Here is a 13879-nt window from a genome sequence, read left to right as displayed (position 1 = left end):
AGACTGCACGGACGTGCGCGACCCGTTGACCGTTCACGGGCTGTGTGCTACCCGGCGTCGTCGGTCCCGGAGTCGTCGTCCGCGTCGCCGGGCACCACCGCGCGGGACCACGCCGAGTCGTCCGCGGTGCTCGTGTCCGACGGCTCCGGGGTGAGCACGAGACCGGAGCCCGAGGTGGCGGCGGCGTAGAGGTCCTCGAGCCAGCTTCGGTTGATCCGGGGCACCCGGCTGCCGGAGAACTTGAAGTGCAGGCTCACGTTCGGGTGCATCCAGATGGTGCTGCGCCCGTTGCCGTGGACGGCGTCGTCCTTCCACGAGAACGCGAACCGGTGCTCCCGCCGGAGCATGTTCACGATGACGATCTGCAGGTGTGTGAGCGCTCGGTCGTCGATCCGGAGGTCGAGCGGCTCTCCGTCGTAGATGAGCTGACCCATGCGTCCTTGTACACCGCGGGGGTTGTGCGGCGGGCAGGACCGTCGTAACGTACAACCAAATGGTTGCACGAACCGAACTGAGCGATGCCGAGGTCGACCGGGTCTTCCACGCCCTGGCCGATGCGACCAGACGCGACATCGTCCGTCGCACCCTGGTCGGCGAGGCGTCCGTGAGCGCGCTCGCGGACGCCTACGCGATGTCCTTCGCCGCCGTCCAGAAGCACGTCGCCGTCCTCGAAGGAGCAGGACTCGTGACCAAGGAACCCCGGGGCCGCACCCGCATCGTGCGCGCCGAGCCGGGACAGATCGATCGCGTCCGTGGGCTGCTCGACGGCTACGCGGACCTCTGGCGCGGCCGGATCGACCGGCTCGACGCACTGCTGGGAGCAGACCGCGCGCCGCGCGGCGACGACCGAACGCAAGGGAGCCACTGATGCCGACCACGTCCGTCCACACCGACCCCGAGGAGCTCACCATGACCCTCGTGGCCGAGTTCCCCGTCCCCGTCGAACGCCTCTGGGCAGCGTTCGCGGATCCCCGGCAGCTCGAACGCTTCTGGGGCCCGCCCGGGTTCCCCGCGACGTTCACGTCGTTCGACCTCCGTCCCGGCGGCGTCGCCCACTACCGGATGACCTCGCCCGAGAACGAACGGTTCCACGCACTCTGGCAGGTGTCCGAGGTCGACGAACCCCGCCGGATCGCGTTCCGCGACCTGTTCTCCGACGCCGAGGGCACCGTCGACGACTCGCTGCCCGCGAGCGAGACCGTGCTGTCGTTCGACACCGTCGACAGCGGGTCACGGGTGACGGTGCTGACGTCGTTCGCGTCCTCCGCCGACCTCGACGCCATGCTCGAGATGGGCATGCTCGACGGCTACGAGCAGGCGTTCGGGCAGCTCGACACGGTGCTGGCCGACCTCCGCGAGTACGCCCTCGGCCGGGGCACGGTCACCGAGATCGTGGACGACACCCACGTGGCCATCACCCGCGCGTTCGCGGCGCCGCGGCACCTGCTCTGGCGTGCGCACACGGAGCCGGAGCTGATGCGCCGGTGGCTGCTCGGCCCGGACGGGTGGGAGATGACGGTGTGCGAGAACGACCTGGTCGTCGGCGGCTCGTTCCGGCAGGCCTGGGCGCCCGTCGGGGACACCGAGGGCGAGGCGTTCGGGTTCGAGGGCGAGAACCTCGTCATCGAGCCGGAACGCCGCATGGTCACGACCGAACGGATGACCGGTGCGCCGTTCCCGGCCAACGTCAACGACCTGCAGTTCGACGAGGCCGACGGCGTCACGCTCATGACGCTCCGCATCACCTACCCCGACCGGGAGCAGCGGGACATGATCCTCGCGACCGGCATGACGGACGGCATGGAGACGAGCTACCAGCGTCTGGAACGTGAGGTCCTGTCCGCAGCGGCGTGAGTCGTGACGGACGGGAGGCGCGGTGCCGGCCGGCACCGCGCCTCCCGTCCGTCAGCCGGTCGAGTCAGGGGCGCGTCGCCTCGTAGCGGCGTGCGCCGCCGCGCACCCCGGCGAAGCGGTACGGCGCAGCCGTGACCCGCGGACGCTCGACGTCCTCGCTCGTCGCGGCACCCGCGGCGTGCAGCTCGCGGTAGGCGTCGACCGAGAGCGGCACCCGGGCGGCGAGGAGCTCGCGGACCCGACCCACACGGCGGTGGTCGCGGTACGCCGGCTGCACGATGCCGGTGATGAGCTCCCCGACACTGCCGGACCCGTAGCTGAACAGGCCGATGCGCTCCCCGGCGAGGTCGTCGTCGAGGTCGAGCAGTGCTGCCAGCCCGATCCAGAGCGACGCCGTGTAGGTGTTGCCGGTCTGCTTGTTGTACGTGAACCCGAGGGCGAGCTCGGACTCGTCGAAGGGCACCCCGACGTGCTGCGTGAGCTTCCGGTGCGCCTTGAGCGCCATCTTCGTGAACGGCTGGTGGTGGACGAAGCGCACGATGTCCTCGTACGCCGGGCCGCCCTGCGCCGCGAGGTCGTCCCACGCCCCGACGAACGCGTCGACGTAGGCGCTCACGGACAGGCGGCCGTCGACGAGTGCGGTGGAGCGGTCGTTCGGCCGCCAGAAGTCGTCGACGTCGGCGGTGAAGACACCCGCGGCCGACTCGATCTCGATGAGGTCGGGGTCGGCGGCGATCAGGATCGCGGCGGCGCCGGCACCCTGCGTCGGCTCGGCGGCGGTGTCGACGTCGTAGCGCGCGACGTCGGCGGCGATGACGAGCACGCGCTCCCGCGGAGCCCGCGCGACGATGCCGAGGGCGAGCTGGACGGCAGCGGTCCCGCCGTAGCAGGCCTGCTTCAGCTCGACGACGCGGACGTTCTGCGGCAGCCCGAGCAGGCCGTGCACGAACACCCCGGCGGCCTTCGACTGGTCCACGCCGGACTCGGTGGCGAAGAGCACCGTGCGGATGCCGTCGGCACCGTGGCGGTCGATGAGCTCCTTCGCGGCGGCGGCGCCCATCGTGACGATGTCCTCGTCGGGAGCGGGCACGCTGAACGCGTCCTGTCCGATGCCGACGTGGTACTTCGCCGGGTCCACCCCGAGGCGCTCGGCGAGGTCGTCGAGCTCGAGCACGTGGTGCCCGGTCGCGACGGCGAGGTCGTGGATGCCGATGCGGGTCACGCTGCACCTCCGGCGGGCTTCGCGCCGCGACGTTCCATCGCGACGTGGGCGGCCATCAGCTCGCCCGGGTTGGTCTGCGCGGCGAGCAGGGAGAGTTCCCCGCACAGGACGGTCGCGGCGCAGAGGGCGGCGAGCCGGCGTGCGTTGGCACCGGGCTCGCGGTCCTCGCGGCAGCCGAGGCGCACGAGGGCGTCCTCGACGACGGGCAGGTCCCCGCCCTTGCCGTTGCCGACCGTGCCGACGATGAGGTGCGGGAGCGAGGTGGCGAAGTACAGGTCGCCGTCGCGGTCCTCGGCGCTCGTGATGCCCTGGGACCCCTCGACGATGTTCGCCGCGTCCTGCCCGGTGGCCAGGTAGAAGCCGAGGAGCATGTTCGCGTAGTGGGCGTTCGCGGAGCGGATGGCCCCGGCGATGGTCGACCCGACGAGGTTCTTCGCGACGTTGAGCTCGGCGATGCGTGCCGCGCTCGACCGGAGCCGCTTCTCGACGACCTCGCCCGGGATGACGATCTCGGCGACGGTGTTCCGGCCGCGTCCGCGGATGCCGTTCACCGCGGTGGCCTTCTTGTCGGTGCAGAAGTTGCCCGAGACGCTGACGTACCGCAGGCCCGGCTCCCACGCGAGGATCGCCGGCAGGAGCTTGTCCGCCGCCTGCGTGACCATGTTGTGCCCGGAGGCATCGCCGGTGGTGAACGCGAAGCGCAGGAACAGCAGGTCCCCGACGATCTCCGGGTGCACCTCGATGAGCTTCGCGAAGCGGCTCTGGCCGGCGACGATCTGCTCGAGCTCGTCCTGCCGGGCGAGGATGCGCCCGGTCGCGAGGTGTGCCGCGGCCGCGCTGTCGGCACGGACCACGACCGAACGGGTCATGCGCTCGTCCACGACGGTCGCGACGATGCCGCCCTCGACCATGCGCGAGATGCGGGCGCCGCGGCCGACGGACGGCCAGAGCGGCGACTCGTACGTGGCGAGCGGCACCTCGTGCTCGCCCTCCACCGCGTTGCCGCTGATGCGGATCGGCCCCACCCACTTCGTGGGGATCGGGGTCAGCAGGTCAGTCATCGACGCTCCCTTCGGGCGCTTGCACCGCGACGCTGAGGTGTCTGATGTCGTGCGCCTCCCAGGCGCGGTGGATGCCGGCGAGGTCGGTGTCCGCCGGGACGAGCGCGATGCCGCAGTCGCCGCCGCCGGCACCGGACGGCTTGGCCGCCCCGCCCGCGGCTTCGACGACGTCGCACAGGGTCGCGAGTCGCTCGGTCTCGATCTGCGAGCCGACCGACGTGCCGAGGCGCTGGAGCAGCCCACGGGCGCGCCGGAGTGCCCCGAGGGTGCGTTCAGCGTCGCCGGTCTGCAGGCCGACGGTGAGGTCGTCGACGCAGGTGCGACTCTCGTCGAGGAACGCCTGGTAGCCGCCGTTGCGGTGCCGACGGACGACACCGACGAGCTTCGTGGTCGAGGCCGGAGAACCGGTCCAGCCGACGAGCAGCTCGAGGTTCTCGGGGGCGGGCAGCCGCTGGACGTCGAAGCCCTCCCACGCGTCCGCGTCGCCGAGGATCTCGGTCACGGTGCGGGTGTCGAGCTGCGCCGCGAGCCGTTCGCGGTCCGGCGCGCTGTAGCGGAGCCAGCCGCCGAAGGTGCTCGCGGCGAGGTCCCCGCCGGATGCGCGCGGGTTCACCCGGATCGTGGCCAGCAGGGCGACCTGGAAGCGCTTCCGCTGCGAGAGCCCGAGTCCGTAGAAGCGGTCGAGGGCGCCCACCGTGGCGACGGTCACCGCCGCGGAGGACCCGAGCCCGAACTTCCGGCCACTCGCGTCATCGAGCTGGCTGTGGATGCGGAGGTCGTGGAACCGCGGTGCGATGCCCTGCTCGGCGCGGAGCTTCTCGACGAGGTCGATCGTCGCCATCACGTAGTCGTACGGGTGGTGCTCGGTGTCGAGTGCGATGCCGTCCTCGGCGCGGGTCCAGGTGAGCGGGAGGTGTCCGTACTCCTCGGAGTGCACGCTGCCGGCGCCGTGGCCCTCGCGCACGCGCGCGGTGATGGCGCGGTCCAGGGCGATGATGACGGACGGCTGGCCCGGCTCGACGACGGCGTACTCGCCCGCGACGAACAGCTTGCCGTGGGCACGGAACTCGATCACTCGGCGGACTCCTCTGGTCGGACGAAACCCGGTGCGGGTGCCTCCGGGTCCTGCGTCGCAGGGACTTCGGAGCCGAGCAGGCGCGCGCCTGGTCCGGTACCGGACTCGATCACGTCGCCGAAGCCCGCGAGCGCGGACGCGACGGCGCCCCGGTCCTCGGGCTTCGTGAGCACGACGACGTTCGGGCCGGCGTCGGCGGTGGCGTACGCCTCGACCCCGGCGGCACGGAGTTCGGCCACGGCGTCGAACACGGCGACGCTGCGGGCGTTGAGGTAGCGGATGGGCGGGAAGGCGCCCTCGATCGTGGCGTGCATGCGGAGGGCGTTGCTCTCGGTCAGCTCGCCGATGCGGGTGAAGTCCCCTGCGGCGCAGGCGGTGAGCATGTCCCCGACGGTCTCGGTGGTCGAGGTGACCCAGGCGGGGTAGAACGGCGACGTCGCGATGGTGCGCCGCATCGCCTCGCGCGAGCCGATCGCCTTCGGGCCGGCGTCGATCGTCACGACGACCATGGCCATCGGCGGCGCGGGGATCGGCTCGGCGTAGGAGCCCTCGTCGTCGCCGGCGTGCCAGACCGCCACGCCACCGGGGATCGACCGGGTGGCCGAACCCGAGCCGCGTCGGGCGAGCCGGGACAGGTCGCGCGCGGAGAGGTCGAGACCGTACGCCGCCGCGGCCGCGGTCGCGAGCGCCGCGAACCCCGAGGCGCTCGAGGCCAGTCCGGCTCCGGTCGGCACGGTGTTCTCGGACACCACCGACGCCCGCGCCGAGGACCCGGCGAGCTCGCGCACGAGGTCGAGGAACTGCGTGACCCGCACGAGCGCCCCGTCGGTCGAGGCCGAGCCGTTGAGGGTGAGGGTGTCGTCCGCCGTGTCCCCGACGGTCACCGACGTCGTCGTCGGGAACACGTCGAGTCCCATCGAGACGCTGCCGGTCGCCGGCAGGGCAAGGGAGGCGTCCGCCTTGCCCCAGTACTTGACGAGGGCGATGTTGGGGTGCGCGACGGCGGTGGCGGTCATCAGGCGCGGTCTCCGATCGTGGTGGTCCAGGTGGCTGCGGCACCCGCGCCGCGCAGTGCGGCCGCGATGCGGTCCGCGTGGTCGACGTCCGTGGCGAGGGCGATGACGCACCCGCCTCGGCCCCCGCCCGTGAGCTTCGCGCCGAGGGCGTCGGCCGCACGTGCGGCGCCGACGAGCCGGTCCAGGTCGTCGCTCGACACGTCGAGGTCGCTGAGCAGCTCGTGCGCGGCGTCCATCGTGGCACCGAGCGCCTGTGCGTCGCCGTCCACGAGCGTCGCCCGCGCGCGTCGGGCGAGTGCGCCGATCCGGTCGATCACGGCGCCGGTGCCGTCCGGGTCGGCGTCGTGACGGGCACGGACGGCCGAGACCGCCTCGCGCGTGTGGCCAGGGACGCCGGTGTCGGCGACCACGAAGGCGAACCGCGCGCCGAGCTCGACCGGCTCGATGCGGCCGCCTTCGAACCAGACCGGTGCGTCGGCGACGACCCCGCGGGCGTCGAGTCCGGACGGACGGCCGTGGGCGACCCGCTCGCACTCCTGGATGAGTCCGTGGTGCGCCTCGGCGTCGAGCGTCTCGCCGAGTGCGTCCGCGACCGCCGCGGTCACCGCGGCTGCCACCGCCGCGCTCGATCCCATGCCGCGAGCGGTGGGGACCTCGCTGTCGACGCGCACGTGGAAGCGGCGGTCCGTCACGCCGAAGTGCCGCAGCGTGGCCGTCACCGCGGTGACCGTCGGCATCACGGCGGCGGGGGCGAGGTCGAGCGGGCCGGTGTGCACGGTCGACTCGAGGTGGTGCCCCTCGGCGTCGTCGATCGGCGTGACCGTCGCGACCACCACGGCGTCGATGACCGGCACGACGAGCGCGGGTGCGCCGTAGACCACGGCGTGCTCCCCGATCAGGATCGTCTTGCCGTGGGACGACGCCCTACCGGTGCGGCGGGTGGGGCCGGCTCCAGTGGTCGCTGAGTTGTCGAGGTCGTTGGTGGTCATCGTGGGTCACGTCAGCCTAACCGTCCCGGCCATGCACGCGCTCGACGGTGTCCGTACCCCGCCCGTGAGCGCGCTCCACGAGGTCCCCCTCCGGGGCGTACGGTGATCGTCAGCATGCTGACTACCCGAGGAGCCGCCCCGTGAGCACCCACCACACCCCCGACCGCCGACGCTGGGCCGGACTCGTCGTCATCAGCATCGCCGTCTCGCTCATCATCGTCGACCCGACCATCGTGAACGTCGCGATCCCGAGCATCGTGGCCGACCTCGACATCGGTTCCACCCTGGTGCAGTGGGTGCAGGAGAGCTACACCCTTGTCTTCGCGGCGCTCCTGCTCGTGTTCGGCTCGCTCGCCGACCGCTTCGGCCGGCGGCGCCTGCTGATCGTGGGCGTCACGGTGTTCGCGCTCGCCTCGGTCCTCGCCGCACTGGCCCCGACGGGCGACCTGCTCGTGCTCGCCCGCATCGTGCAGGGCGTCGGCGGCGCGATGGTGCTGCCGACGACCCTCTCGCTCGTGAACGCCACCTTCACGGGCCGCGAGCGCGGGATCGCCTTCGCCGTCTGGGGCTCCACGATCGGCGGCATGGTCGCGGTGGGCCCGCTCCTCGGCGGCTGGCTGACGACGGACTTCTCGTGGCGGTGGGCGTTCGGCATCAACGTGCCGCTCGGCATCGCGATCGTCGTCGGCGCGTCCCTGACCGTCCGCGAGTCCCGCGACACCGTGCACGCCGGCCGGATCGACGTCGTCGGCGCCGTCCTCAGCGTCGTGACGAGCGCCTCGCTCGTGTTCGGCCTCATCGAGGGACGCACGTACGGCTGGTGGTCGAACGCCACCCGGCTGACGGTCGGCGACTGGACCTGGCCCGGACCGCTCTCCCCGATCCCGTACGCGTTCGCGCTCTGCGTCGTCGCGGGCGTGGCGTTCGTCCTCTGGACGAGGCGGCGGCAGCGCGCGGGCCGCTCCACCCTCATCGCGCTCGACCTCTTCACGATCGGGTCGTTCCGGAACGGGTCGATCGCGGCACTCATCGTGTCGCTCGGCGAGTTCGGCATCATCCTGTCCCTGCCGATCTGGCTGCAGAACGTGCTCGGGTACTCGGCGCTGCAGACCGGGTTCGTCCTGCTCGCCCTGGCCATCGGGTCGTTCGTCGCGAGCGGGTTCGCGGCGACGGCCGGCCAGCGGATCGGCGCGCTGCGGATCGTCCGGATCGGCATCGCTGCCGAGATCGTCGGCGTCGCGGCGATCGGCTTCGTCGTGACCTCGTCGACGCCGTGGTGGGCGATCGTGCCGTGCCTGTTCGTCTACGGGTTCGGTGTCGGACTCGCGACCGCGCAGCTCACGAGCGTCGTGCTGCGGGACGTCCCGGTCGAGCGCAGCGGCGAGGCCTCCGGCGCGCAGAGCACCGCCCGGCAGATCGGGTCGGCGCTCGGCATCGCGGTGCTCGGGACGGTGCTGTTCACGTCGACCGGCACGCTGCTGCAGCACCGGCTCGAGGACGCCGGGTCCTCGAGCGCGGCCGCGTCGCAGATCGCCGATGCCGTGGTCGCGTCCTCCGGCGGGTCGATCGCGGCACTCACCGAGCAGAGTCCGACGGCAGGAGCCGCTGCGGCCGAGGCGTTCAGTGACGGCACGCGCGCGGCCGCCTGGTCGGCCGCGGGCTTCCTGGTGCTCGGCCTCGCGGCGACCCTGCGCCTGCACAGCCGCCCCGAGGACACCGAGGAGGCCGGATCGGACGCCGCCCCGGCGACCGCCGACGCGACCGACTGACGGACGGGAGGCGCGGGTCAGCCCCGCCCCGCGCCTCCCGTCCGCCGCACCGGGCCCCGCGCCGGGGGCGACGCTCTCGTCCGCGCAGGTCGTGGGCATCGGCGTCGTCCTCGCCGCGGTCGGGACGGCGGTGACGACGGGCGGTCGACCGGGGCGTGACCGAGACAGATCGGCAACAGGTGTCCCCGATACGGTTGTGCACAACTGAGTTGCGTGCAATGCTTGTGACATGCCCGTGACCGACGAGATGGTGTGCTTCTCCCTCTACGCGGCGAGCCGTGCGACCACGCAGGCGTACCGGACCCTGCTGGAACCGTGGGGGCTCACCTACCCGCAGTACCTCGTCCTCGTGACGCTGTGGATCGAGGGCGACCAGACCGTCTCGGGTCTCGGCGACCACCTGCAGCTCGACTCCGGCACCCTCTCACCGCTCCTGCGCCGCATGGAGCAGTCGGACCTCGTCCGTCGCGAACGTCGCAGCACCGACGAGCGGGTCGTCACGATCACCCTCGGTGACCGCGGCCGCTCGATCCGCGGCGAACTGGCCCACATCCCGTCGACGATCGCCGCCGGGATGGGCCTGCCCGACGAGCACGCCGCGACGGAACTCATCGCGACGCTGCACCGGCTGACCGAGACCATGCACGCCGCTGCGACGCCGAACCGCGCCGCCGCGGACCACTGACCCCACGAAGGAAGGAACACCATGGAAGCCCTCTACACCGCCGAGGCCCTCTCCACCGGCGCCGGCCGCGACGGCCGCGTCGCCACCAGCGACGGCTCGTTCGCGCTCGACCTCGCGATCCCGAAGGAGATGGGTGGCTCGGGTGCCGGCACCAACCCCGAGCAGCTCTTCGCCGCCGGGTACGCCGCGTGCTTCCACTCGGCACTGCAGGGTGTCGCCCGCAGCCAGAAGGTGAAGATCGCCGACTCCTCCGTCGGCGGCCGCGTGCAGATCGGCCCGAACGGCGAGGGCGGCTACCAGCTGGCCGTGCTGCTCGAGGTCGTCCTGCCCGGGCTCGAGCACGACCAGGCACAGGCCCTCGCGGACGCCGCGCACCAGGTCTGCCCGTACTCGAATGCGACCCGCGGCAACATCGACGTCACCATCACCGTCTCGGAGGACTAGTCCATGAGCACCACCCCCACCACCATGCGCGCCGTCGTCCACGAGACCTTCGCCGAGCCGGCCGAGGTCCTCGGTGTGCAGGAGCGCCCGGTCCCCACCCCCGGCGCCGGCGAGGTCCTCGTCCGCACGGTCCTCTCCCCCATCCACAACCACGACCTCTGGACCGTCCGCGGCACGTACGGCTTCAAGCCCGAACTGCCGGCGGCCTCCGGCACCGAGGCGCTCGGCGTGGTCGAGGCCCTCGGCGAGGGCGTCACGAACCTGCAGGTCGGCCAGCGCGTCGCCGGCGGGGCGTTCGGCGTCTGGGCCGAGTACTACACCGCGAACGCCGCCGGGCTCGTCCCGGTGCCCGACGCGATGCCCGACGAGGCCGCGGCCCAGCTCGTCTCGATGCCGTTCAGCGCGATCAGCCTGCTGCACTCGCTCGACCTGCACGAGGGTGACTGGCTGATCCAGAACGCCGCGAACGGTGCGGTCGGCCGCATGGTCGCCCAGCTCGGCGCCGCGCGTGGCATCAACGTCATCGGGCTCGTCCGCCGCGCCGCCGGCGTCGAGGAACTCCGCGAGCAGGGCATCGAGCGCATCGTCGCCACCGACGCGGACGACTGGAAGGACCAGGTCGCCGCGATCACCGGCGGCGCGCCGATCGTCGCGGGCGTCGAGTCCGTCGGCGGCAAGGCCGCCGGCGACATCGCGAGCGTGCTCGGCGAGAACGCCACCCTCGTCGTGTTCGGCGCGATGGCCTCCCCCACGCTCGAGATCCCGTCCGGCAAGGTCATCTTCGGCCAGCTCACGGTGAAGGGGTTCTGGGGCAGCGTCGTCAGCAAGACGATGCCTGCTGAGACGAAGGGGCAGCTCTTCGGCGAGCTCATCACCCGCGTGCTCGACGGTTCGCTGACGCTCCCCGTCGCGGAGACGTTCGCCTTCGAGGACGTCCGCGACGCGGTCCGTGCCTCGGACACCGCCGGCCGCGTCGGCAAGGTGCTCCTGCGCCCGTAGACGCGACGGTGCAACGGACTGGAGGCGCGGTGCCAGCTGGCACCGCGCCTCCAGTCCGTTGTGTCGGTCTGTCTACCGCCGTGCCTGCTTCGCGGGGACCGTGAAGATGTTGCCGGTGGTGACGCCCTCCTCGACCTCTTCGAGGGTGCGACCGCGGCTCTCCGGGACGAACTTCCAGATGAAGAGCAGGGCGAGCACGCCGACGATCGCGAAGCCGAAGAAGGTCCCGGTGATGCCGGTCGCGGCGACGATGGTCGGGAAGTACAGCCCGAGGAACGCGTTCGCGATCCAGAGGCAGAACACCGCGATGCCCATGCCGAGCGCACGGATCTGCGTCGGGAAGATCTCGGACAGGATCACCCACGTGGCGATGTTGAGGAACGTCTGCATCGAACCCACGAACGCGACGACGAGGAACAGGATGACCCACGGGCGGGCCGGGTTGCCCTCGACGAGCGTCATCGACGCGATGCCGATGAGGAAGTGGCAGACCGTCGTCAGCGAGTAGCCCAGGATGAGCGTCGTGCGCCGGTTGATCTTCTCCATGTTGTAGATCGCGATCACGCCACCGATGACGGCGATGATCCCGGGGGCGATGTTCGCGATGAGTGCCGCCGACTGCTGGAAGCCGGACTCGATGAGCACGGTCTGGCCGTAGTACATGATCGAGTTGATGCCGGTGAGCTGCTGGGCGACACCGATGCCGGCGCCGATGAGCACGATGCGGATCAGCCACTTGTTGCCGAGCAGGGTGCGCCAGCCGCTCTGCTGCTGGACCTTCGACTCGAACTCGTTCGAGCGCTTGATGTCCTCGAGCTCGGCCTCGGCGCGTTCCTTCGAGCGGATCTGGCCGAGGACCTCGAGCGCCTCGTCGTTGCGGCCCTTCGACGCGAGCCAGCGCGGCGACTCGGGGACGCGCAGCATGCCGACGAACAGGGCGATGGCGGGGAGCGCGCAGACGGCGAGCATGACGCGCCAGACGCCGTTGCCCTCACCCCAGAGGTTGCCGATGATCGCGTTCACGACGAAGGCGGCGAGCTGTCCGATGACGATCATGAGCTCGTTGCGGCCGGAGAGCGATCCGCGGATCTCGTACGGGGCGAGTTCGGCGAGGAACACCGGGACGACCGTCGACGCACCGCCGACCGCCAGGCCGAGCAGGACACGACCGACCACCATCACGCCGAACACCGGCGCGAAGACGCAGATCAGGGTGCCGACGAAGAACGTGACCGCGAGCAGGATGATCGTCTTGCGGCGACCCCAGCCGTCCGCGATCCGACCGCCGAGCATGGCGCCGATCGCGGCACCGAAGAGGAGCGAGCTCGTGACGACGCCCTCGGTGAGGTTCGTCAGGCCGAGCTCCTGCTTCATCGGCAGGAGCGCGCCGTTGATCACGCCGGTGTCGTAGCCGAAGAGCAGACCGCCGAAGGTGGCGACGAGCGCGAGGACGCCGAGGCGGCGGACGTGCGGACCCTGTCCGACGGGCGGGAGCGGGACGCTCGGGGCTGTCGGTTTGATGTCGACCATGCGGGTGACTCCTTCGTCAGTGATCAGGCTGCATCGCTTGGAAGGATCGTAACCCGAATCCATGTCCTGTCAATCGGTCATGAAGACAACATGACGATTGGATCGCTCCACGAAAGTCCTGGTCAGCGATCATTCGTCGTCGTCGGCCGGCTCGTCGAGCACGTCCCCCAACGACGCCATGTCCGCACCGTGGTCCGTGTAGCGCCGGACCGTCCGACGCGCCGCGGCGCTCGCGGCACCCGAGAGTCGTGGGTTCTTCCGTGCGGCGTCGGCGACGCGTCCGGCGTGCCCCGCGGTCGACAGCAGGATGTTCGCCAGGGCCCGCGCGTCACCCGGTTCCGGCACGCCCGTGACCGTCCACGCCGTGCGGACCTGTTCGTCGGGCGTGACCCCGCGCCGCGTGCCCATCCGGTGCCAGTCCGAGAGCGAGCCCTCGGTCCGGGAGGCGGCACGGTCGGCCTCTCCCGCCCGCCGACGGTCGGCGTCACGCGCGGCGTCGTCCGCGGCTTCGCTCCGCTCGATCCGGTCGACGAGCCCGTCCGCCCGCTTCCGGACGAGTTCGGCCCGCTCGCGGGCGGCGGCGTCGTCACCGCCGGCTTCGGCGATGCGGGCGGCGTGCGCGGCAGCCGCCGCGGCGAGGATCTCCGAACGCTCCATGCTCCGACGGTAACCCGTGCGGCCGACAGCGCCGCACACGAACCGCGCGCACGGGTTCCGGATAGCCTCCAGCCAGCAGCGGCCCCTCGTGCGCTCCCGCACGGTCAGCCGACGACCACGAACGGAAGTGGACGACCATGGCAGGACTCGACGACCTCCTCGGGGCGATCCCGATCGGCGACATCGCGAAGAAGCTCGGCATCGACGAGGCGACCGCGAGGAACGCCGTCAGCCAGGCGGTCCCGGCGCTCGTCGGTGGGCTGCAGAAGAACGTGGAGAACGGTGGCGCGGCCTCGCTCGACAAGGCCCTCGACAAGCACGCCGCGAAGCCGGACCCCCGCACGATCGACGACGTCGACGAGGAGGACGGCAACAAGATCGTCGCCAACGTCTTCGGCGGCAAGCAGCAGGACGTGGCCGCGGCGCTCGGCAGCACCGGCGGCGGCGTGGACCTCGGCGGGATCATCGGCAAGGTGCTCCCGCTCATCGCGCCGATCGTGCTGAGCAAGCTCGGGAACCAGAAGGCGACGACGCAGTCGGGCGGTGGCGGGTTCGACATCGGCGGGCTGCTCGAGGGC

Annotated in this window: 15 protein-coding genes; 7 read left to right on the top strand and 8 right to left on the bottom strand. The window is 71.7% G+C overall.

Going from position 1 to position 13879, the window contains the following annotated elements; genetic code table 11:
- Positions 1-47: 47 nt before the first annotated feature.
- Entirely contained in the window at positions 48-434 is a 387-nt protein-coding gene (locus HWD93_RS13110) for an ATP-dependent DNA ligase (protein WP_070418059.1), read from the bottom strand.
- 59 nt (positions 435-493) lie between these two features.
- Here HWD93_RS13110 and HWD93_RS13105 point away from each other — a divergent pair, with 59 nt between their 5' ends.
- Positions 494-868: a helix-turn-helix transcriptional regulator gene (locus HWD93_RS13105; protein WP_070418058.1), complete on the top strand. Its 375-nt coding sequence runs from the start codon at positions 494-496 to the stop codon at positions 866-868.
- Positions 868-1854, top strand: a complete 987-nt coding sequence (locus HWD93_RS13100) for an SRPBCC family protein (RefSeq protein WP_261647041.1) — start codon at positions 868-870, stop codon at positions 1852-1854. The genes HWD93_RS13105 and HWD93_RS13100 overlap by 1 nt, the downstream gene beginning before the upstream one ends.
- A gap of 64 nt (positions 1855-1918) precedes the next feature.
- On the opposite strand, the gene HWD93_RS13095 is transcribed toward HWD93_RS13100, so the two are convergent.
- From HWD93_RS13095 to mvk, 5 genes are read right to left on the bottom strand one after another with little or no spacing between them, the layout of a single operon-like run.
- Complete coding sequence (locus tag HWD93_RS13095; RefSeq protein WP_261647040.1) at positions 1919-3076, bottom strand: hydroxymethylglutaryl-CoA synthase; 1158 nt, start codon at positions 3074-3076, stop codon at positions 1919-1921.
- On the bottom strand, positions 3073-4137 hold the full coding sequence (locus HWD93_RS13090; protein ID WP_070418055.1) for a hydroxymethylglutaryl-CoA reductase: 1065 nt from the start codon (positions 4135-4137) through the stop codon (positions 3073-3075). Before HWD93_RS13090 ends, HWD93_RS13095 begins: the two co-directional genes overlap by 4 nt.
- Positions 4130-5212, bottom strand: a complete 1083-nt coding sequence (locus HWD93_RS13085) for a phosphomevalonate kinase (protein ID WP_070418054.1) — start codon at positions 5210-5212, stop codon at positions 4130-4132. The genes HWD93_RS13090 and HWD93_RS13085 overlap by 8 nt, the downstream gene beginning before the upstream one ends.
- A complete protein-coding gene (gene mvaD, locus HWD93_RS13080; RefSeq protein WP_261647039.1) occupies positions 5209-6228 on the bottom strand; it encodes a diphosphomevalonate decarboxylase in 1020 nt (339 codons plus the stop codon). Before mvaD ends, HWD93_RS13085 begins: the two co-directional genes overlap by 4 nt.
- Positions 6228-7217, bottom strand: coding sequence for a mevalonate kinase (mvk, locus tag HWD93_RS13075; RefSeq protein WP_261647038.1), 990 nt, complete (start codon positions 7215-7217; stop codon positions 6228-6230). Before mvk ends, mvaD begins: the two co-directional genes overlap by 1 nt.
- A 140-nt stretch (positions 7218-7357) precedes the next feature.
- Here mvk and HWD93_RS13070 point away from each other — a divergent pair, with 140 nt between their 5' ends.
- The 4 genes from HWD93_RS13070 (at position 7358) to HWD93_RS13055 (ending at position 11114) form a co-directional block, all read left to right on the top strand.
- Positions 7358-8986, top strand: a complete 1629-nt coding sequence (locus HWD93_RS13070) for a DHA2 family efflux MFS transporter permease subunit (protein WP_261647037.1) — start codon at positions 7358-7360, stop codon at positions 8984-8986.
- A gap of 229 nt (positions 8987-9215) precedes the next feature.
- Complete coding sequence (locus tag HWD93_RS13065) at positions 9216-9671, top strand: MarR family winged helix-turn-helix transcriptional regulator (protein WP_175473692.1); 456 nt, start codon at positions 9216-9218, stop codon at positions 9669-9671.
- Positions 9672-9692: 21 nt separating this feature from the next.
- Positions 9693-10115: an organic hydroperoxide resistance protein gene (locus HWD93_RS13060; protein ID WP_022905450.1), complete on the top strand. Its 423-nt coding sequence runs from the start codon at positions 9693-9695 to the stop codon at positions 10113-10115.
- 24 nt (positions 10116-10139) lie between these two features.
- Positions 10140-11114: a zinc-binding dehydrogenase gene (locus tag HWD93_RS13055; protein WP_071302910.1), complete on the top strand. Its 975-nt coding sequence runs from the start codon at positions 10140-10142 to the stop codon at positions 11112-11114.
- Positions 11115-11186: 72 nt separating this feature from the next.
- On the opposite strand, the gene HWD93_RS13050 is transcribed toward HWD93_RS13055, so the two are convergent.
- Both HWD93_RS13050 and HWD93_RS13045 read right to left on the bottom strand, forming a co-directional pair.
- Positions 11187-12644 (bottom strand): sugar porter family MFS transporter, encoded by a 1458-nt coding sequence (locus HWD93_RS13050; protein ID WP_070418050.1) that lies wholly within the window; start codon positions 12642-12644, stop codon positions 11187-11189.
- A 129-nt stretch (positions 12645-12773) separates the two neighbouring features.
- Positions 12774-13301: a hypothetical protein gene (locus tag HWD93_RS13045; RefSeq protein ID WP_070418049.1), complete on the bottom strand. Its 528-nt coding sequence runs from the start codon at positions 13299-13301 to the stop codon at positions 12774-12776.
- Positions 13302-13438: 137 nt separating this feature from the next.
- On the opposite strand from HWD93_RS13045, the gene HWD93_RS13040 reads away from it, so the two are divergent.
- On the top strand, positions 13439-13879 hold a 441-nt coding region (locus HWD93_RS13040; protein WP_261647036.1), incomplete at its 3' end, for a DUF937 domain-containing protein.

Source organism: Curtobacterium sp. C2H10 (genome assembly GCF_025407985.1).
Classification (GTDB): domain Bacteria; phylum Actinomycetota; class Actinomycetes; order Actinomycetales; family Microbacteriaceae; genus Curtobacterium.
The sequence above is the reverse complement of the archived record's forward strand: the minus strand, read 5'-3'. Positions and strand labels throughout refer to the sequence as shown.

What these genes read in the sequence shown, in the direction of transcription:
- mvaD (WP_261647039.1), bottom strand. Translation starts at nt 6,228, where the DNA reads ATGACCGCCACCGCCGTCGCGCACCCCAACATCGCCCTCGTCAAGTAC.
- HWD93_RS13105 (WP_070418058.1), top strand. Translation starts at nt 494, where the DNA reads ATGGTTGCACGAACCGAACTGAGCGATGCCGAGGTCGACCGGGTCTTC.
- HWD93_RS13100 (WP_261647041.1), top strand. Translation starts at nt 868, where the DNA reads ATGCCGACCACGTCCGTCCACACCGACCCCGAGGAGCTCACCATGACC.
- HWD93_RS13060 (WP_022905450.1), top strand. Translation starts at nt 9,693, where the DNA reads ATGGAAGCCCTCTACACCGCCGAGGCCCTCTCCACCGGCGCCGGCCGC.
- HWD93_RS13065 (WP_175473692.1), top strand. Translation starts at nt 9,216, where the DNA reads ATGCCCGTGACCGACGAGATGGTGTGCTTCTCCCTCTACGCGGCGAGC.
- HWD93_RS13055 (WP_071302910.1), top strand. Translation starts at nt 10,140, where the DNA reads ATGCGCGCCGTCGTCCACGAGACCTTCGCCGAGCCGGCCGAGGTCCTC.
- HWD93_RS13090 (WP_070418055.1), bottom strand. Translation starts at nt 4,137, where the DNA reads ATGACTGACCTGCTGACCCCGATCCCCACGAAGTGGGTGGGGCCGATC.
- HWD93_RS13110 (WP_070418059.1), bottom strand. Translation starts at nt 434, where the DNA reads ATGGGTCAGCTCATCTACGACGGAGAGCCGCTCGACCTCCGGATCGAC.
- HWD93_RS13045 (WP_070418049.1), bottom strand. Translation starts at nt 13,301, where the DNA reads ATGGAGCGTTCGGAGATCCTCGCCGCGGCGGCTGCCGCGCACGCCGCC.
- HWD93_RS13050 (WP_070418050.1), bottom strand. Translation starts at nt 12,644, where the DNA reads ATGGTCGACATCAAACCGACAGCCCCGAGCGTCCCGCTCCCGCCCGTC.
- mvk (WP_261647038.1), bottom strand. Translation starts at nt 7,217, where the DNA reads ATGACCACCAACGACCTCGACAACTCAGCGACCACTGGAGCCGGCCCC.